13 protein-coding genes are annotated in these 17,416 nt (G+C 68.2%); 5 read left to right on the top strand and 8 right to left on the bottom strand.

Annotated elements, in window-relative coordinates:
• Positions 1–46: 46 nt before the first annotated feature.
• The gene (locus ATO6_RS14150; protein WP_088624668.1) at positions 47–373 is read right to left on the bottom strand and encodes a YnfA family protein; all 327 of its coding nucleotides are present in this window, start codon (positions 371–373) and stop codon (positions 47–49) included.
• A 106-nt stretch (positions 374–479) separates the two neighbouring features.
• Here ATO6_RS14150 and ATO6_RS14145 point away from each other — a divergent pair, with 106 nt between their 5' ends.
• Positions 480–2,267, top strand: coding sequence for a gamma-glutamyltransferase family protein (locus ATO6_RS14145; protein WP_088624667.1), 1,788 nt, complete (start codon positions 480–482; stop codon positions 2,265–2,267).
• 39 nt (positions 2,268–2,306) lie between these two features.
• Complete coding sequence (locus tag ATO6_RS14140; protein ID WP_088624666.1) at positions 2,307–3,476, top strand: aminoacetone oxidase family FAD-binding enzyme; 1,170 nt, start codon at positions 2,307–2,309, stop codon at positions 3,474–3,476.
• Positions 3,477–3,480: 4 nt separating this feature from the next.
• Here ATO6_RS14140 and ATO6_RS14135 read toward each other — a convergent pair whose 3' ends face one another.
• A complete protein-coding gene (locus ATO6_RS14135) occupies positions 3,481–4,509 on the bottom strand; it encodes a type VI secretion system-associated protein TagO (protein ID WP_088624665.1) in 1,029 nt (342 codons plus the stop codon).
• Between the two features lie 149 nt (positions 4,510–4,658).
• On the opposite strand from ATO6_RS14135, the gene ATO6_RS14130 reads away from it, so the two are divergent.
• Complete coding sequence (locus ATO6_RS14130) at positions 4,659–5,315, top strand: SGNH/GDSL hydrolase family protein (protein ID WP_088624664.1); 657 nt, start codon at positions 4,659–4,661, stop codon at positions 5,313–5,315.
• A 4-nt stretch (positions 5,316–5,319) separates the two neighbouring features.
• On the opposite strand, the gene ATO6_RS14125 is transcribed toward ATO6_RS14130, so the two are convergent.
• The 6 genes from ATO6_RS14125 to ATO6_RS14100 all read right to left on the bottom strand — a co-directional run bounded on the left by ATO6_RS14125 (position 5,320) and on the right by ATO6_RS14100 (position 13,905).
• Entirely contained in the window at positions 5,320–7,764 is a 2,445-nt protein-coding gene (locus ATO6_RS14125) for a CaiB/BaiF CoA-transferase family protein (protein ID WP_088624663.1), read from the bottom strand.
• A gap of 10 nt (positions 7,765–7,774) precedes the next feature.
• The gene (locus ATO6_RS14120; RefSeq protein WP_088624662.1) at positions 7,775–8,641 is read right to left on the bottom strand and encodes an SDR family NAD(P)-dependent oxidoreductase; all 867 of its coding nucleotides are present in this window, start codon (positions 8,639–8,641) and stop codon (positions 7,775–7,777) included.
• Positions 8,642–8,720: 79 nt separating this feature from the next.
• Positions 8,721–9,584 (bottom strand): MaoC family dehydratase, encoded by an 864-nt coding sequence (locus ATO6_RS14115; RefSeq protein ID WP_088624661.1) that lies wholly within the window; start codon positions 9,582–9,584, stop codon positions 8,721–8,723.
• 15 nt (positions 9,585–9,599) lie between these two features.
• Positions 9,600–10,730, bottom strand: coding sequence for an acyl-CoA dehydrogenase family protein (locus tag ATO6_RS14110; RefSeq protein ID WP_088624660.1), 1,131 nt, complete (start codon positions 10,728–10,730; stop codon positions 9,600–9,602).
• Positions 10,731–10,745: 15 nt separating this feature from the next.
• The gene (locus tag ATO6_RS14105; protein ID WP_088624659.1) at positions 10,746–11,933 is read right to left on the bottom strand and encodes an acyl-CoA dehydrogenase family protein; all 1,188 of its coding nucleotides are present in this window, start codon (positions 11,931–11,933) and stop codon (positions 10,746–10,748) included.
• A 760-nt stretch (positions 11,934–12,693) separates the two neighbouring features.
• Positions 12,694–13,905, bottom strand: a complete 1,212-nt coding sequence (locus ATO6_RS14100; RefSeq protein ID WP_088624658.1) for an iron-containing alcohol dehydrogenase — start codon at positions 13,903–13,905, stop codon at positions 12,694–12,696.
• Positions 13,906–14,150: 245 nt separating this feature from the next.
• Between ATO6_RS14100 and ATO6_RS14095 the strand changes: the two genes are divergently transcribed.
• Together ATO6_RS14095 and ATO6_RS14090 are read left to right on the top strand one after the other, a co-directional pair.
• A complete protein-coding gene (locus ATO6_RS14095) occupies positions 14,151–16,202 on the top strand; it encodes an ABC transporter substrate-binding protein (RefSeq protein WP_088624657.1) in 2,052 nt (683 codons plus the stop codon).
• A gap of 104 nt (positions 16,203–16,306) precedes the next feature.
• Positions 16,307–17,317 (top strand): ABC transporter permease, encoded by a 1,011-nt coding sequence (locus tag ATO6_RS14090; protein WP_088624656.1) that lies wholly within the window; start codon positions 16,307–16,309, stop codon positions 17,315–17,317.
• The last annotated feature ends 99 nt before the right edge of the window (positions 17,318–17,416 follow it).

Here is a 17,416-nt window from a genome sequence, read left to right as displayed (position 1 = left end):
GGCGGGAGTTTATCCGGCCAGATGAAGGGATCGGGCTGGCGCGGGCTCAGCCGCCGCGCGGGCCCCAGAGGATGATGGCAGCGCCGATCAGCGTGACGGTCGCGCCGATGGCGTCCCAGCGGTCGGGGCGCTGGCCCTCGACACCCCAGAGCCAGAGCAGCGAGGCGAGGATGTAGATCCCGCCGTAGACCGCGTAGGCGCGGCCCGCGTGCTCGACCGGGCTGAGCGCGAGGATCCACGCGAAGGCGGCGAGCGAGGCTATGCCGGGGATCAGCCAGAGCGGGTTCTGGCCGAGGCGGAACCACGCCCAGAAGGCGAAGCAACCCGCGATCTCGGCCAGTGCGGCGGTGAAGTAGAGCGACAGGAGATACATCCGCCCGTTATGGCGGCCGCGCTCGTGTTCTGTCCAGCGCAGGGCGGCGCTGGCCCTCGGGCAGGCGGGGTCCTAGAGTAGTCGGAACCACAGCAGAGGCGCCCCCATGACCTTCACCACCCGTCCGCAGATCACCGGCACCTTCGGTGTCGTCACCTCGACCCACTGGATCGCTAGCGCCGTCGGCATGTCGATGCTGGAGCGGGGCGGGAACGCCTTCGACGCCGCCGTGGCGACCGCGCTGACCCTGCAGGTGGTGGAGCCGCATCTGAACGGGCCGCTCGGCGATATGCCGGCGATCTTCCGCAAGGCGGGGGAGGACCGGCCGACAGTGCTCTGCGCGCAGGGGACGGCCCCGGCGGGCGCGACGATCGCGCATTACCGGGCCGAGGGGCTGGACATGGTGCCGGGTTCGGGGATGCTGGCGACGGTCATTCCGGGGGCCTTCGACGGCTGGATGCTAATGCTGCGGGACCACGGCACGCTGGGGCTGCGCGAGGTGCTGGAACCGGCGATCCACTACGCGCGCCACGGGCATCCAATCCTCGCCAACGCGGCGAACGGGATCGCGTCGCTGGCGGACCTGTTCCGCGAGGAATGGCCGACCTCGGCCGCCGTCTGGCTGCCGGGCGGGCAGGCGCCGAAGCCGGGGAGCTTGTTCCGGAACCCGGACCTCGCCGACACCTGGGACCGGGTGCTGGCCGAGGCCGAGACGGTTTCCGGCCGCGAGGCGCGGATCGACCGGGCGCGGGACGTGTTCTATCGCGGTTTCGTGGCCGAGGCGATCGACGCATGGGTGCGCGAGGCCTGCGTGATGGACGCCGCCGGGGGCCGCCGCAAAGGCGTTCTGACCGGGCAGGACATGGCCGGGTGGAGCGCCAGCTACGAGGCGCCTCTGTCGGTGGATTACGGCGACTGGGAGGTTTTCAAGACCGGACCATGGGGACAGGGGCCGTCGCTGTTGCAGGCGCTGCGGCTGCTGGACGGGACCGGCGTGGGCGAGATGGACCCGAACGGGGCCGAGTTCGTGCATACCGTGACCGAGGCCATCAAGCTCGCCTTCGCGGATCGCGAGGCCTATTACGGCGATCCGGCGTTCAATGACATCCCGATGGAGGCGCTGCTGTCGCGCGACTATGCCGATGCGCGGCGGGGGCTGATCGGGGCCACCGCCTCGCGCGAGCAGCGGCCGGGGACGGTGCCGGGGTGCGAGCCCTGGGTGCAGGCGATGCTGGACCGCGCGGCGGCGAAGGTCGAGGAGGCGGGGGCAGGTGCGGGCGAGCCGACCATGGCGCATCTGACGGACCGGCGCGGGGATACGGTGCATCTGGACGTCATCGACGCGGCGGGGAACATGGTGTCGGCCACGCCGTCGGGCGGGTGGTTGCAGTCTTCGCCCGTCGTGCCGGGGCTGGGGATGCCGCTGAACTCCCGCGCGCAGATGTTCTGGCTGGAGGAGGGGCGGCCGTCCTCGCTGAAGCCCGGCGCGCGGCCCCGGACGACGCTGACGCCCTCGATCGCCAGCCTGAAGGGAGAGCCGCGGCTGGCCTTTGGCACGCCGGGGGGCGACCAGCAGGACCAGTGGCAGCTGATCCTGTTCCTGCGGCGGGTGCATGCCACGGCGAACCTGCAGGCCGCCATCGACGCGCCGCTGTTCCATTCGTTCCACGTGCAGGGTTCGTTCTATCCGCGCGCCTCGCGTCCCGGTCACCTGATGGTCGAGCCGTCGTTCGGCGAGGATGTGATCGCGGACCTGAAGCGACGCGGGCATGACGTGGAGGTCGCCGCGCCGTGGACCGTGGGGCGGCTGACGGCGGCGGAACGGGGCGAGGACGGGCTGCTGCGGGCCGCCGCGACGCCGCGGATGATGCAGGCCTACGCCATCGGGCGCTGAGGGGCTTTCCGCCGCGCGGGCCGCGGGGTAGAGGGCGGCATGGTGTATGACGCGATCATCCTCGGGGCCGGCGGGGCAGGGCTGCTGGCGGCGGCGACCGCCGGGCAGGCCGGTGCGCGTGTCGTGGTGATCGACCATGCCGAGAAGGCGGGAAAGAAGATCCTGATCTCGGGCGGCGGACGCTGCAACTTCACGAACATGGGGGTGGAGGCGGGGTGCTATATCTCCCAGAACCCGCATTTCGCCAAGTCGGCGCTCAGTCGCTATACCCAGTGGGATTTTTTAGGACTGGTCCAGGCTTACGGGATCGCGTGGCACGAGAAGACGCTGGGGCAGCTCTTCTGTGACGGCTCGGCCCGGCAGATCGTGGCGATGCTGATGGAGGAATGCCGCAAGGGCGGGGCCGAGGTCGTGCTGAACACGAAGATCGGCGAGATCGGCCATGCGGACGGGCTGTTCCGGGTGGCGGGGCGGACCGCGCGGCAACTGGTGATCGCGACCGGCGGGCCGTCGATCCCCAAGATGGGCGCCTCGGGCATCGCCTATGACATCGCGCGGCGTTTCGGGCTGGAGATCGTGACGCCGCGCCCGGCGCTGGTGCCGATGACCCTGGGCGAGGGGGATGCGGCGTTCAAGGCGATCTCGGGCGTCGCCTGCCCGGTGACGGCGCGGGTCGGGGCGGTGTCCTTCGACGAGGCGGCACTGTTCACCCACCGGGGACTGTCCGGGCCCTCGATCTTGCAGGTGTCGTCCTACTGGACACCGGGCGATCCGGTGGAGCTGAACGTCCTGCCGGGGGCGGGCGCGCTGCTGCGCGAGGCGCGGGCGAAGATGCCGCGCGCGCATCTGCGGGCGGCGCTGTCCGAGCATCTGCCGAACCGGCTGGCCGAGGTACTGGCGGCACGGATCCCGTTGGGGCAGGAGCTGGGGAACACCTCGGACGCCGACATCGACCGGGTGGCCGGGGCGCTGGAGGCGCTGACCTTCCATCCGACGGGAACCGAGGGCTATGCCAAGGCCGAGGTGACGGCGGGCGGGATTTCAACCGCCGGTCTGTCGTCGCGGACGATGGAGGCGACCGCGGTGCCGGGGCTCTATGCCATTGGCGAGGCGGTGGACGTCACGGGATGGCTGGGGGGCTACAACTTCCAGTGGGCGTGGTCGTCGGCGGTGGCCGCCGGGCAGGCGATCGCGGCCCGGCGGGGGTAACCGTTCAGAACGACCAGTTGCAGGTTTCGGCCAGCAGACCCAGCACGCTGCGCAGGCCGGTGATGTCGAAGACCGCGAGGCTGGGGTTTTCGCCGTAGGGCGTGGTCTGCAGCACCAGCCGGTCCTGATCGAGCAGTTCCTTCAGGAAATTGCCTGCCCAGCCGGGGGCGAAGGCTGCCTTGCGGTCGGTGGAGACGCCCCATTTCTCGGTCCGCATGGGAGCCTCACCGACGCGGACGTTGACGTATTTCCACTCGGAATACACATCGCGGCTGTCGTCGCCGAGGTAATCGCCCCAGTTCACGTAGAGCTCGGTCTTGTTCGACTTGCAGCGCGCCACGAGCGTGATCGGTTCGCCCCATCGGGACTGGCCGCTGGTCGCGGTGAGCGCGAGGAAGACGGTCGTGCTGTCGTCGAGCGGGTTCGTTTCGCGGCTGGTCCGCCATTGACTGGCGGAGGGTGCTGGGGCGGGGTCCTGGGCGGCGTCAGGCGTCGCGGTGCCGGCGACTGCGGGCACGGCGGCCGGTTCTGCGTCGTAGCCATAGGTGCCGCAAAGGCCGGGGCTGTTGATATCGTGCGGTGGCTCCTGCCCCTCGAAAGCGGCCATCACCAGCATTGCGTTGCCGAGAATGTCACGGTCTTCGTGAAAGACCAGATAAAGCGGCTGGTCCGTGCCCTCCATCCCGCAGAGGCGGTTGCCGTTTTCCAGGGGACCGGGATCGCCGGCCATGCGAAAGACCTCGGCGGTCTGCTTGCCGGTGCCGGAGACGCTCCAGCTGCGCCATGACGCGCCGACCGAGGTCAGTTGCACCGGCGCTGCCGTCCCGAAGGCGATGGACATCGTGCTGCCCTCGGAGGCGAAGTCCGGGTTGCCCGACAGGGTGATCGGCCCGGTGATCGCGGCGGCGGTGCGGCTGTAGGGTTCGAACGTGCGGGCGTCCTGCCAGACGTGGCGTTCGACGGCGGATTGCGCGTGTGCGTGGCCGCTGAGAATGACGGCCACGGCGGCGAGAAAAACGGGAAGGCGGGGCATTTACGGATCGAACTCTCGGATTGGTCTCAAATTGTTTCAATCAGCCATGTCTTAAGAATGTGGAAATTTCTGGTCGTTCACCCGCGAATTCCTGCCGGGCGGCGGGGGTGTGGCTTGATTGCCGGGGCGTCCGGATCAAGTCACTCCAGATGAGATACATTGTCCTTCTTGTCTTCGGTCTGCTTGCCGCCTGTTCGACCGGCGTGCCGGACGGCGCGCGCGTGGTCGTGGCGGGCGATTCCGTCATGGCATGGAACCGGGTCGCGGGCGGATCGGTCGCGGACCGGCTCCAGTCGAGGCTCGGGGAACCGGTGGGCGATGTGTCGATCCCGCTGGCGCAGGTGACGGGCGGGGTCGGATCGCTGAACATTCCCGCGCAGCTCCAAGGGCTCCGGGTTCCGGTCGTCGTCGTGAACGGCGGGGCGAACGATCTGGGCGTCGGATGCTCCTGCCCCGACTGCGGGGCGGTGCTGGACCGGCTGATCTCGGAGGACGGGCGAAGCGGCGCGATACCGGCGCTGGTGGCGGACCTGCGCGGGCGCGGATCGCGGGTGATCTGGGCGGACTACTACACCTCGCCGCGCTATGCGGGCACGACCTGCGAACAGACCTACCGGGTGCTGGAACGGCGTCTGGGGCGGATGGCTGACGCCGATCCGGGCGTCACGCTGGCCGACATGGACGACGTGTTCAGCCCCGACGACCCGACGCTCTTCGCGGCGGACCGGACGCACCCGTCCGAGCTGGGATCGGACCGGATCGCGGGGCTGATCGCCCCGCTATTGGCCCCGCTTCTGACGAGGTAGGGCGTCAGCCCGCCTTGCGGGCGCTGGTGTCCGGCCAGACCACCGGCTTGGGCCGCGCCGTCGTCGCCTCGGTCCCGATCACGCCGGCCTCTTCCAGCGCGGCGAATTCGGCGTCGGACATGCCCAGTTCCCCGATCAGCACCTCGCGGTTGTGCTGCCCCAGCGTGGGCGCGACCCGCCGGTTGGCATAGCCGCGCTTCGCGTCGCCCTCCAGGTAGATCGGCACCGGCATGACATGGCCGCCGACAAAGGGCCGTTCCAGCGACTCGTAGCGGGTGACGGCCATCATGTGGGGGTCGAGCAATATGTCCATCGGCGCACGGACGGTGCCGGCGGGCACGCCGTTGACCTGCAATTCGTTCATCGCGACCGCCGATTTCACCGTCAGCGCCCAGGCCCGGATCGCCTCTTCGATCTCGTCCTCGCGGGCGCGGCGACCCTCCACCGTGGCGAGCGACGGGTCATCGCCCAGATCGGGACGTCGCATCACGCGGCAGAGCGCCTGCCATTCCTCGGTCGAGCGGACCTCGATCGTCAGGAACTGCTGCGTGCCGAGGCAGGCATAGGTGTTGTGCGGGAAATGGCGCAGGTGGCGGTTGCCGATCCGGGGCAGCTGTTCGCCGGTAACGCCGTAGTGGCAGATATGCGGCGCGAAGAGCGGCAGGATCGCCTGCGCCTGCGCGATGTCGACGTACTGGCCCTCGTCGGTTCGCTTCTGGTGCAGGATCCCGACCAGCATCGACACGGCGGCGGTCAGTCCGCCGATCGGGTCGCCGAAGACCGAATGTGACATCATCGGCGGCTGTTCGGGCCGTCCGTTGATGACCGGCAGGCCCGAGGCCTGTTCCAGCGTCGAGCCATAGGCGCGGCCGTTGCGCCAGCTGGTTTCCATGCCGAAGGCGGGCATCGAAACGACCACGAGGCGCGGATTGGCCGCCTTGATCACATCGTAGGTCAGCCCGAACTTGGGCATCGCGTCGGCGGCATAGCCGTCGATCACCACGTCCACCCGCTTGGCGAGTTCGAGGACCAGTTCGCGGCCCTCGGGGACAGAGATGTCGATGGTGATCCCGCGCTTGTCGAGGTTCATCGGCAGCCACTGGAACTGCTTCTCGTACATCCGGTCCGCATGATACGGCGGGCGGTAGTCGAGACCCCGGAACCAGTCCGGCACGCGGGTGCTTTCCACCTTGATGACGTCGGCGCCCATCTGGGCCAGTTGCCGGACGGACATCGGCCCGGCCCAGCCCATGGTCAGGTCGAGGATGCGCAGCCCTTCCAGCGGGCGGCCGCCCGCGCGTTCGGCGGGGGCAAGGCGCTGGTGCTGCGGCAGGGTGCCGGTGTCGGCGGAACCGGGCAGGGGGGCCGTGCCGTGACGGACCGGCGGCGTGCCGCGCAGGGCGGTCGGCAGGATCGGCGCGTCGAAGGTTTTGTCGCCCACCGTGACCGTGCCGAAGCTGTCGCGTTCGCGGTGCAGTTTCAGGCCCTTGAGGTCGCGGACCTCGGGCATGATCGCCAGCGGGACCTTGTGTATCAGGCCCAGTTCGAACCATTCCTCGGCGGTCTTCTTGGCCAGTTCGGCCTCGATCATCGGCTCCAGCATCTGGCGGTGCGCCTGGCGGCCCGCGACGTTGTCGAAGCGCGGGTCGGATTTCCATTCGGGCTTGTCCAGCGCGTCGCAGAAGCCCAGCCACTGGGCGTGGGTCATGACCGAGACACCCAGCCAGCCGTCCTTCACCGGCATCGGATGCGCGGGGTAGGAACGGCCGAAGTTGTTCCACATCGTCCGCGGCTTCTTGTTCATCTCGGTCTGCATGCCGACGTCGTATTCGGTGACATGGGTCAGCGCAGACAGGATGCTGAGCGACCAGCGCCGCCCGCCGCGTTCGGCGGACCAGAGCGAGGCGGCGGCGGGGATGAAGGCGGACATGCCCGCGATCGCAGCGGCCTGTCCTTCGCGCGTCAGCATCGGGGTCTCGTCAACGGCGTTCGTCTCGTAGACGCTGCCGGCGAGGGAACGGGCCACGGCCTCGGTCCCGTGATAGTCGCGATAGGGGCCGATGGGGCCGAACCACGACAGGCTGACGGTGGTCAGGCCGGGATCCTCGGCTTCGAGCCTGCGGTGCGCGAGGGCGGAGGCCTCCATGTCGGAGGGTTTGCGCCCGTCGATCAGCAGGTCGCAATGTGCGAGCAGGGCCCGGATCGTGTCCGCGCCCTGCGTCGTGCGCCAGTCCGCGGTGACCGACAGCTTGTTCGTGTTCAGGAAGGCCCAGTAGGCGGCGGTGCCCGGCACGGCCTCGGTGCCGATGGCCCGGCGGGGATCCCCGCCGGGGTCTTCTACCTTTATGACTTCTGCGCCGAAATCGGCGAAGAGCTTGCCGCAATAGGCCAGGGCGTCCCCGGAGCCGAGTTCGAGTACACGGATATGGGAGAGCGCGCCCTGGGTCATTGTCTTGGCCTTATGCGTTGTCGGGGAAGAAGATCTCGTCGTAGTGGTCCGCGATTTCCTGCGCGGTGTAGCCATGCGTCGGCGCCCAGCCGGGGGCGCGCATGACTTTCAGCTCGGCCACGCCCTGACGGGCGACGTGCATGAACTTGCCGGTCTGGTCGCCGCTGAGGTCCGAGCACATGTAGAGCATCGCCTGCGCGATGGTCTCGGGCTGGCCGGTGATCGGGAACTCCTCGCCCTTGTCGGCCATCTCGCGGTAGCGGGGCAGGTCCTCGGTCATCCGGGTCAGCGCGCCGGGCGACATGCCCCAGACACGGATCTTGTACTTGCGGCCCTCGATGGCGAGGTTGCGGGTCAGCCCCGCGATACCGGCCTTGGCCGCGCCGTAGTTGGTCTGGCCGAAGTTGCCGATCAGGCCCGAGGTGGAAGTGGTGTTCACGACCACGCCGCCGCCGTTGTCGCGCATCCACTGCCAGACCGGCTTGGTGCAGCAGTAGGTGCCCTTGAGGTGGACCTTCAGCACCAGGTCCCAGTTCTGCTCGGTGCCTTTGTGGAACGTCTCGTCCCGCAGGATGCCGGCGTTGTTGATCAGGATGTCGACCTTGCCCCATTCGCCGATGGCCTGGTCAAAGATCGCCTGGCCGCCTTCCATGGTGGAGACGTCGTTGCCGTTGGCGATGGCTTCGCCGCCGGCCGCCTTGATCTCGTCCACCACGGCCTGCGCCGCGCCGATCGAGCCGCCCGAGCCGTCGCGCGCGCCGCCGAGGTCGTTGACGAGGACCTTCGCGCCCTCCTTGGCGAAGAGCAGGGCATATGCCTTGCCCAGACCGTTGCCGGCGCCGGTGATGATTGCGACCTTACCGTCGAGAAGTCCCATGGTGTCTCCGTCTTGCTGTTTGGATTCGGTTTTGCCCCGCCGGGGTGCGGCGAGGCGGCCCGCGAGGGCCGATGAGCAGTCAGCCCAGTTCGGTCAGCCCGTGCTTGACCACAGTCACGCCGCGCGCCTTGACGCGGGCCTCGAAGCTGATGGTGCCGCCGTCCTTCCACATGTCGACCGTGATCGTCTCGCCCGGATAGACCGGCGACCGGAACTGCGCCGCGTGGCGGCGGAAGGCGTTCGGATCCCAGTCGGCGAAGGTCGACAGCACCGCGCGGCAGGTGATGCCGTAGGTGCACATGCCGTGCAGGATCGGCCGCTCGAACCCCGCCTTGGTCCCGAATTCCGGGTCCGAATGCAGCGGGTTGCGGTCGCCAGCCAGGCGGAAGATCAGCGCCTGTCCCGGCGTCGTCGGGATGTCGACGGTCAGGTCCGGGCTGCGGTCCGGCGCCTGGTGCGGTTCCGGATTGCCCTCGGTCGGGCCGCCGAAATTGCCGTCGCCGCGGGCGAATGACATGCCACGGATCGTGCAGACCGGATCGCCGGTTTCGTCCTTCACCACCGATTCACGCTGGATGATCGCGCCCTTGTCGCCCTTGTCCCAGGCCCCGGTATAGGTGCTGTCCGCCGTCAGCTTGGCGGTGATCGGCATCGGCTTGTGGAACAGGATGTCGCGCGCGGCGTCCACCACCTTGACCCGGTTCACCGGCAGCACCGGCGGGCGGGCGAAGTAGCCGAAGGTCGAGGCGAAGGTCGGCACGACCTTCAGCGTCGGTTCGCGCGGGGTCAGCCAGCCCTCGTTGACGAAGGCCAGTTCGTCCTCGTTCAGCGGGTCGGTGCCCATGCCGATCCCGAGGGCGTAGAGCATCACCTCGCGGTCGGTGTAGGAACAGTCGTCGCCCTTGGACGACATCGACAGAAGGTCGGGATAGGGAACACCCATGTTGGTCTAATCCTCTCAGTAGCCGCGCATCTGCGCCCAGCGTTCGACGTGCTGGGCCTGGTTGCCGAAGGTCGCCTCGAGCGCGCGCGACCGCTTGATGTAGAAGCCCGCGTCGTATTGATCCGTCATGCCGATCCCGCCGTGCAGCTGGATCATCTGGCGGGTCATCCGGTTGGACACGTCCCCGACGAAGCCCTTGGCGAGCACCGCCGCTTCCTCGGCATCGTCGGATCCTGCGTCGATCGCGCGGACCGCGTGTTCGACGACCGAGCGTGCCAGTTGCAGTTCCATGAACAGGTCCGCCATGCGGTGCTGCAGGGCCTGGAACTGGGCGAGGATCGTGTTGAACTGGACGCGCGTCTTCAGGTAGGCGAGCGTCGTGTCGAAGGCCTGCTGGCACATGCCGAGCATTTCCGCCGCGATGCCCACGCGGGCCACGTCGAGCACCTTTTCGAGCGGCGCGTGCGCCCCGCCGACGGTGCCGAGGACCGCGTCCTTGCCGACCGTCACGCCGTCGAAGCTGACCTTGGCGTAGCCCCGGTAGTCGAACACGGCGAGCGGCGAGCGGGTCACGCCCTTGGCGTCCGCCGGGACGAGGAACAGCGTCAGCCCGTCCGTGTCACCGGCCGCGCCGCCCGTGCGGGCGAGGACCAGCATCGCATCGGCGGCCATGCCCTCGATCACCATCGTCTTGGTGCCCGACAGGCTATAGCCGTCGCCCGAGGCCTTCGCCTCCAGCTTGGTCCTGGCCGTGTCGTGCCGGGTGCCTTCGTCCACCGCCAGCGTCACGATGGCCGAGCCGTCGGCGATCTTGGGCAGCCATTCGGATTTCTGCGCGTCCGAGCCCATCTCCTTGAGCGCGGTCGCGGCCACGAGGCCCGAGATGAAGAGCGGCGAGGCGGTCAGGGTCTTGCCCGTCTCCTCCAGCACCAGCCCCATGCCGGTCAGGCCGAAGTCGGACCCGCCGTATTCCTCGGGGATCACGATCCCCGCCCAGCCCATTTCCGCGATCTCCTTCCAGAGCGCCTTGTCCGTCGTCTCGCCGCTGTCCCGCATCTTGCGGAAGGCCGAGACCGGCGCGCGGTCGGTCACCCAGTCCTGCGCGCCGTCGCGCAGCATCTGCTGTTCTTCGTTGAGAACCGCCATTGTCCCGTCCTCCGCTTACTGGTGATCCAGCATCCCGAGGATGCGCTTGGAAATGATGTTGTTCTGGATTTCGTAGGTGCCGCCGTAGATCGAGTTGGCCTTGTTCTGCAGCATCTGGCGGGCCTGTTCCTTTTCGACCTGCGTGTAGTCGTCGCCGTCCCAGCCGATGCCCTGCGTGCCCATGATCTCCATCAGCAGCTCTTCACGGGTCTGGATCGAGACGGAGCCCGCGTTCTTCATCACCGAGGTCGCCTCGGACGGGCCCTGTTTGCTTTCGGCGACGACGCGCTCGACCGTCAGGCGCTGCGCGCGCTCCCACATCTGGTGGCGGGCGATCCGGGCGCGCAGATCGGCATCCGCGATCCGGCCCTGGTCATCGGTGCCGATGTATTCGATGGCCACCTCGTGCACCGGGCGCAGTTCGCCCTGGCTCGCCTTGCGCGCGCCGATGCCGTTGCGTTCGTGCTGCATCAGGCGCTTGGCGATGGTCCAGCCCTGCCGCAGTTCACCGACGAGGTTGCCCTTGGGCACTTTCACGTCAGTAAAGAACACCTCGGCGAAGGTCTGCTTGCCGCTGATCAGGGTGATCGGGCGAACCTCGACGCCGGGGGTTTTCATGTCGATCAGCAGGAAGGAGATGCCTTCGTGCTTGTGGTCGTTGTTGGTCCGCACGAGGCAGAAGCACCAGTCGGCGTACATCGAGCCGGAGGTCCAGATCTTCTGCCCGTTGACGAGGTAGTGGTCGCCCTTGTCCTCGGCCTTGGTCTTGAGGCTGGCGAGGTCGGACCCGGCGCCCGGTTCGGAGTAGCCCTGGCACCAGCGGATGTCGCCCGTGACCACCGGCGGGATGTGCCGTGTCTTCTGTTCCTCGCTGCCGTATTCCAGCAGCGTCGGCCCGAGCATGTTCACGCCCATGCCCATGATCGGGTTGAAGCCGCCGATGCGTTCGATCTCGTCGTTCAGGATGCGGGCCTCGGCCTTGCTCAGGCCGCCGCCGCCGTATTCGGCGGGCCATGTGGGGGTGCCCCAGCCCTTGCCGCCCATGGCGGTCTTCCAGGCCGCCCAGTCCTCGCCCTCGGGATAGAGGGGGGCTGCGTCCATCAGTTCCTCGCGCCGTCCGGCAAGGCTCTTGGGGAAATTCCGGTCCAGCCATTCCCGCGCCTCGGCGCGGAAGGCTGACAGCTGGCTGTCCTGCACGTTCATCGGTCTGACCTCCCTGGTTCGCACCCGCTCCTGCGATGCTGGCAGCGCATCGCGCGTTCCTCCCGGACCGGGCTGTCGGAGGCATGAGACCGGTCAACTGACCGATCGGCAAGCACGCTTTGGCCGATCACACGCATGTGGAGCGAGTCGCATTCAACCTGCCGGTCGGATGGTTGTAAAGCCACGGGCTACGCCGCAGGTGCGAAGATCGGCGGCGGGTTGCGTGGGGGAGATGATGCTTTGGCTGACCGGAGCGGCACGCAGTAGAAATCGTCGTGTTTGGCTCGGCTGTTCCGGCGGGCAGGGGAACTGGACGGTTGGATGCTGTATGGGCGGATACGCCGGGTGCAGTTCCCGACCGGGCGCGGAATCAAGGCGAAGCCGCCGCGCCTAGCGCCTGCCCGTCCCTGCGGGTAGGCGCTGTGTCATCCGCGCGATGACTTTCGGCAAAGGATGGGTGTGGCGGGATAAAGCGCGCCGTTCAACCGTTGGAGCGCCCACCCACGGGCAGGCTACCGACCGTTTGAATGCGTGAAGGGTCGATCCGCCGGTTGCGGTTCCCGACCGGGCGCGGAACAAGGGCGAAGCCCGCCGCGCCGAGCGCCTGCCCGTCCCGGCGGGTAGGCGCTGTGTCACCCGCGCGCTGACCTTGGCAGAGGAGGGGCGTGGCCCGGATAAAGCGCGCCGTTCAATCGTCGGAGCGCCCACCCACGGGCAGGCTCCCGGACGTTTCGAATGCGGCCACGAGGCAAGCGCGCGCCTACCAGCAGGCTTCCAGCACAGCCGCGATCCTGTCCTTCTCGCGCCGGAACTCCCGGTTCGGGTCGGCGTTGAAGTTCGACAGCGCGTTCTCCAGCATGGCCTCCGCGCTGTCCCTCGGGATCGCCAGCGCCGTGTAATCCGTGGCATGCCCGAGCGAGGCGAAATCCCCGGCCATCCGGTCCGCGAGCGCCGCCGCCGTCGCCTCGGCCCCCGTGAACGGCATCCCGAGCGCGTCGGCCATACCTTCCACCGCCTTCGGATCGCGCGGCCCCATCATCCGCATCACGGTCGGCCCGACCGCCGCCGTAGCCGCCCCCTGCGCAAGATGGCCATGGGTGTGAAACAGCGCCACCGCGAAGGCGTAGCTGACCCGCGACACCCACGTGTTCACCCCGCGGGCGCCATCGTCCGCCGCCCGGTTCTGCAGCCATGTCGCCACGCAGAGGTCCGCCCGCACCGCATCGCCCGCATCCCCCGCCGCCAGCGACCGGCGGATGCGGTCCGAGATCGCCAGCACCTCGCGCCGGTTCAGGTCGGCCAGCACCGTCGCGCGGGAATAGCCCATGTCCAGAACCGACCGCCACCATGTCATCGCGACGGTGGCCTTCAGCATCCCCTCCGGCGCGGTGGCCAGCGCGGCGCGGTCCCAGAACAGGGCCGCAGGCCGCGTCTTGGGGTCGAAATACTCCAGCCGCCGCCCCAGCGAGGGCGCGCGGACGGGCGAGCCGCCGCGATCCTGCGCGGTGGTGCCGATGGTGGGGACGTTCACGATCGGCAGCTTGTCGGCCAGCAGCCGGGGCGAGATCGCGGGGCCGTCGTCGGGATACTGCGTCGCCAGTTCGACCGGCGTGCCTTTCTCGGCCAGCAGGATCGCGCTGACCCGCGCGCCCTGGATCACGCTGCCGCCGCCGAGGGCGATCAGCCCGTCCGCGCCTTCCTCGCGCGCCAGCGCCACGGCCGCTTCCACATCATCGAGGGGGGTGTCCTTGCCCATCCGGTCGAACACGGCGGCGATCCGGCCTCCCGCCGCCTCCCGCAGCCGGTCGGGCAGGTCCGTGCCGCCCGCGATGCTCCGCCCGGTCAGGACCAGCGCGCGGGACACGCCGGCGCGCTTGAGTTCCTCGCCCAGCCGGTCCAGCGCGTTCTCGCCGCTGTGGATCCGGCAGGGGCGGCTGACCGCCCGGAAATCGTAGGTGATCGTGCGCTGCATTCTCGGGGTCCTCTCCTCGCTCCGGGGCGGAGCCTAGCGCCGGGCAGGGGGCTCCGCCAGTGCCGCCGGAATTTGACTGCCCAATCAATAATCGCTTCCCCGGCGGCCTGCCGATTTGCGAAGCGCGCGCTTGACGCGCGAACGGATCGCCGTCCAACATCCCGCTTGAGGCGCGGGTGGTGTCATAAAACCATAAACAAGGCCGGGGTAGAGCCGGGCCGTTTACGACAGGAACGGAGCGAAGAATGACCAGACACACCAGAACGCTGCTGCTTTCGGCGGCCGCCACCTGCCTGATGGCGGGGACGGCATGGGCCGAATGCAAGCCCGTCACCATGGCGGACATGGGCGGCGTGGCCCCCGGAGACTTCCCGCAGCAATACGACCTGAGCGCCTTCGAGGCGGCGGCGGGCTGCGAGATGACCTTCTCCGCGAACCCCGAAATCGAAACCCTCAATGCCGAGATCAAGGGCAACCCCGACCTGCCGCCGCTCGAAGAGCGCCTGCCGGAAGAGCCGCTCGTCGTGGTGCCCTACGATGCGATCGGCACCTATGGCGGCACGCTGCGCGCGATCTCGAACGCGACCGAGGCGGGCACCTCCGACTTCCTGTCGGTGCGCCACGTCAACCTCGTGCGCTATGCCGACGACCTGCAGACCATCGTGCCGAACGTGGCGAAGTCCTGGGAATGGAACGACGATTTCACCCAGCTGACCTTCAAGCTGCGCAAGGGCCACAAATGGTCCGACGGCGCGCCGTTCACCTCGGCCGATGTGAAGTTCTGGTACGACAACATCGCGCTGGACTCGAAAGTCATCGAAAAGCCCAAGGGCTATGCGCTGGTCGCCGACAAGCCGATGACCGTCGACACGCCGGATGACGAGACGGTGGTCTTCAACCTGCCGTCGCCCAAGCCCGGCCTGCTGGCCAGCTTCGCGACCGTCTACGCGCAGCCCTTCCTGCCCAAGCATTTCCTCGGCGAATACCACCCGGATCTGAACGCCGATGCCGACACGCTGGCGGCGGAATGCGGGTTCGCCACGGGGCTCGAGGTGATCTCGGCCTATTACGGCAACTCGGACTGGACCGACACGCCGACGCCGATGCTGAAGAACCCGGACCAGGTCGACTGCCTGCCGAAATCGACCTACCCGACGCTCGAGTCGCACATCTACACGGCCGAGACGACGGAAGGCCGCAAGCTGGTCGCCAACCCCTACTTCTTCATGGTGGACCCGACCGGCCAGCAGCTGCCCTACATCAGCCGCCAGGACGAGACCTATGCCAACGACAACGAGGTGCGTATCCTCAAGCTCGTGAACGGCGAGGTCGACTACAAGTCCCAGTCGCTGACGCTGGCCGCCGCGCCGATCCTGCTGGAGAACCAGGAGAAGGGGAACTTCACCGTCCAGCTGGCGCCGACCATCGCGATGCCGACCTTCAGCTTCAACGTGACGAGCGAGGACATGGCCAAGCGCGAGCTGTTCGGCAATGTCGAGTTCCGCAAGGCGATGTCCGTCGCCATCAACCGGGACGAGCTGAACGAGACGGCCTTCTTCGGCCAGGGCGTGCCGAAGCAGTTCATCGCCTTCTCGCCGACGCCGAGCTTCGTCGATCCCGAGACCGAGAAGATGTACACCGAATATGACCCCGACGGCGCCAAGGCGATGCTGGACGGGATCGGCATGGTGGACACTGACGGCGACGGGTTCCGGGAACTGCCGGGCGGCGCCAAGTTCGTGCTGAACGTCCAGTTCGCCACGCAGGGCATCGGCGGCGAAGTCGTCGAACTGGTCGCGCAATACTGGTCGGACGTGGGCGTGCAGACCACGGTCAAGGAAGTGACGCCGGACGAATACCGCTCGGCCCAGTCCTCGAACCAGCTCGACGTGGGCGCATGGGAAAAGGGTCAGCCGACCGCGATCATCATGGGCAACAAGGAACTGTTCGTTCCGCCGTTCGAGAACTACTTCGCGCACCGCACGGGCATGCTCTGGGCCGAATGGGTCGACAGCAACGGCGCAAGCGGTGTCGAGCCGCCGGAATGGGTCAAGACCATGATGGCGGATGCGGATGCGTTCCAGGGCGCGATGCCCGGGTCGGACGAGCAGGCGGCGGCGGGCGCGAAGCTAGCCAAGGCCACGGCCGAGAACGTGCTGTTCATCGGCACGGTGCAGGCGCCGAACGTGATCTATCACCGCAACGCCGTGAAGAACTTCACCGAGTTCAAGACGCAGTCCTACGAATACTACCGGACGTTCCCGTACCTTCCGGCACAGTGGTTCATCCAGGAATGACACCGGGCCTTCGGGCCTGACGACACCGGACCGGGCGGCGCAGACCGCCGCCCGGATCCACACCACAAGCGCCGGACAACCGGCCGGGGGAAGACAGGGACGACATGCTGCAATTCGCAAGGTTCGCCGCGATCCGCGCCGCGATGGCGCTGTTCACGCTGCTCTTGGTGTCGTTCATCGTCTTCTCGCTGATGGAGCTGGTGCCGGGCACCTGCGCCGAACGCTACCTCGCCTTCAAGAACACCCAGGGCTCGGGCATCTCGGTCGCGGACATCGCGGCCGAGGAAAAGCGCCTCGGCCTCGACCGGCCCTTCGTCGTCCGCTGGGGATCGTGGGTCGGCAACGTGTTCCTCAAGGGGGAATTCGGTGACAGCTGCATCCTGCGGCTGAACATCAACGACCTTCTGGGCGACAAATTCCTGATCTCGGCGGGTATCTGCGTGGCGGCGCTGATCCTCGCCTACCTGATCGCGATCCCGGTGGGGATCATCGCGGCCTCGTCGAAATCCGCGCTGCTGAACGGATCGCTCAGGTTCGTCAGCTACCTCGGCCTCGCCATGCCGAACTTCCTGCTGGCGCTGATCATCATGCTGGTATCGACGGTGGTCTGGGGGGACAGCCTGACCGGGCTCTTCTCGAACCAGTATCGCGATGCGCCGTGGTCCTTCGACAAGCTGCTCGACTTCCTCAGCCGGGCGTGGCTGCCCGTCTTCATCCTCGGCTGGTCCGCCACCGCCTTCGCGCTGCAGACCGTCCGGGCCCTGATGCTGGACGAGAACGGCAAGCTCTACGTCACGGCGGCGCGGGCGCGGGGCCTCTATGGCCGCCGCCTGCTGTGGCGCTATCCCGCGCGGCATGCGCTCGGGCCGATCATCAACTCGCTCGGCTTCGACTTGAACCGCATCTTCAACGAACTGCCCATCGTGGCGGTGATCCTGACGCTGACCGAGGCCGGATCGCTGCTGCTGGAAAGCCTCGCCCGGTCGAACGACCAGCAGCTGGCGGGGGCGATCATCTTTCTGCTGACGGCGACCATCGTCGGGCTGAACTTCCTGACCGACATCGCGCTGGCCCTGATCGACCCGCGGGTCCGCAAGTCGGTGATGGGCGGATGAGGGCGGCGATCCACACCCCGGTCACTCGTCCCGCCCTGACGCGCGGGCCTCGCGAGACGGACGCGCAAGGGGCCGACGCGCGGCCCCGCCACCAAGCGG

The organism is Oceanicola sp. 22II-s10i (assembly GCF_002210105.1).
Lineage (GTDB): Bacteria > Pseudomonadota > Alphaproteobacteria > Rhodobacterales > Rhodobacteraceae > Pseudooceanicola.
Note: the sequence above shows the minus strand (reverse complement) of the source record. Positions and strands in the feature narration are given on the sequence as shown.

What these genes read in the sequence shown, in the direction of transcription:
- ATO6_RS14150 (WP_088624668.1), bottom strand. Translation starts at nt 373, where the DNA reads ATGTATCTCCTGTCGCTCTACTTCACCGCCGCACTGGCCGAGATCGCG.
- ATO6_RS14145 (WP_088624667.1), top strand. Translation starts at nt 480, where the DNA reads ATGACCTTCACCACCCGTCCGCAGATCACCGGCACCTTCGGTGTCGTC.
- ATO6_RS14140 (WP_088624666.1), top strand. Translation starts at nt 2,307, where the DNA reads ATGGTGTATGACGCGATCATCCTCGGGGCCGGCGGGGCAGGGCTGCTG.
- ATO6_RS14135 (WP_088624665.1), bottom strand. Translation starts at nt 4,509, where the DNA reads ATGCCCCGCCTTCCCGTTTTTCTCGCCGCCGTGGCCGTCATTCTCAGC.
- ATO6_RS14130 (WP_088624664.1), top strand. Translation starts at nt 4,659, where the DNA reads ATGAGATACATTGTCCTTCTTGTCTTCGGTCTGCTTGCCGCCTGTTCG.
- ATO6_RS14125 (WP_088624663.1), bottom strand. Translation starts at nt 7,764, where the DNA reads ATGACCCAGGGCGCGCTCTCCCATATCCGTGTACTCGAACTCGGCTCC.
- ATO6_RS14120 (WP_088624662.1), bottom strand. Translation starts at nt 8,641, where the DNA reads ATGGGACTTCTCGACGGTAAGGTCGCAATCATCACCGGCGCCGGCAAC.
- ATO6_RS14115 (WP_088624661.1), bottom strand. Translation starts at nt 9,584, where the DNA reads ATGGGTGTTCCCTATCCCGACCTTCTGTCGATGTCGTCCAAGGGCGAC.
- ATO6_RS14110 (WP_088624660.1), bottom strand. Translation starts at nt 10,730, where the DNA reads ATGGCGGTTCTCAACGAAGAACAGCAGATGCTGCGCGACGGCGCGCAG.
- ATO6_RS14105 (WP_088624659.1), bottom strand. Translation starts at nt 11,933, where the DNA reads ATGAACGTGCAGGACAGCCAGCTGTCAGCCTTCCGCGCCGAGGCGCGG.
- ATO6_RS14100 (WP_088624658.1), bottom strand. Translation starts at nt 13,905, where the DNA reads ATGCAGCGCACGATCACCTACGATTTCCGGGCGGTCAGCCGCCCCTGC.
- ATO6_RS14095 (WP_088624657.1), top strand. Translation starts at nt 14,151, where the DNA reads ATGACCAGACACACCAGAACGCTGCTGCTTTCGGCGGCCGCCACCTGC.
- ATO6_RS14090 (WP_088624656.1), top strand. Translation starts at nt 16,307, where the DNA reads ATGCTGCAATTCGCAAGGTTCGCCGCGATCCGCGCCGCGATGGCGCTG.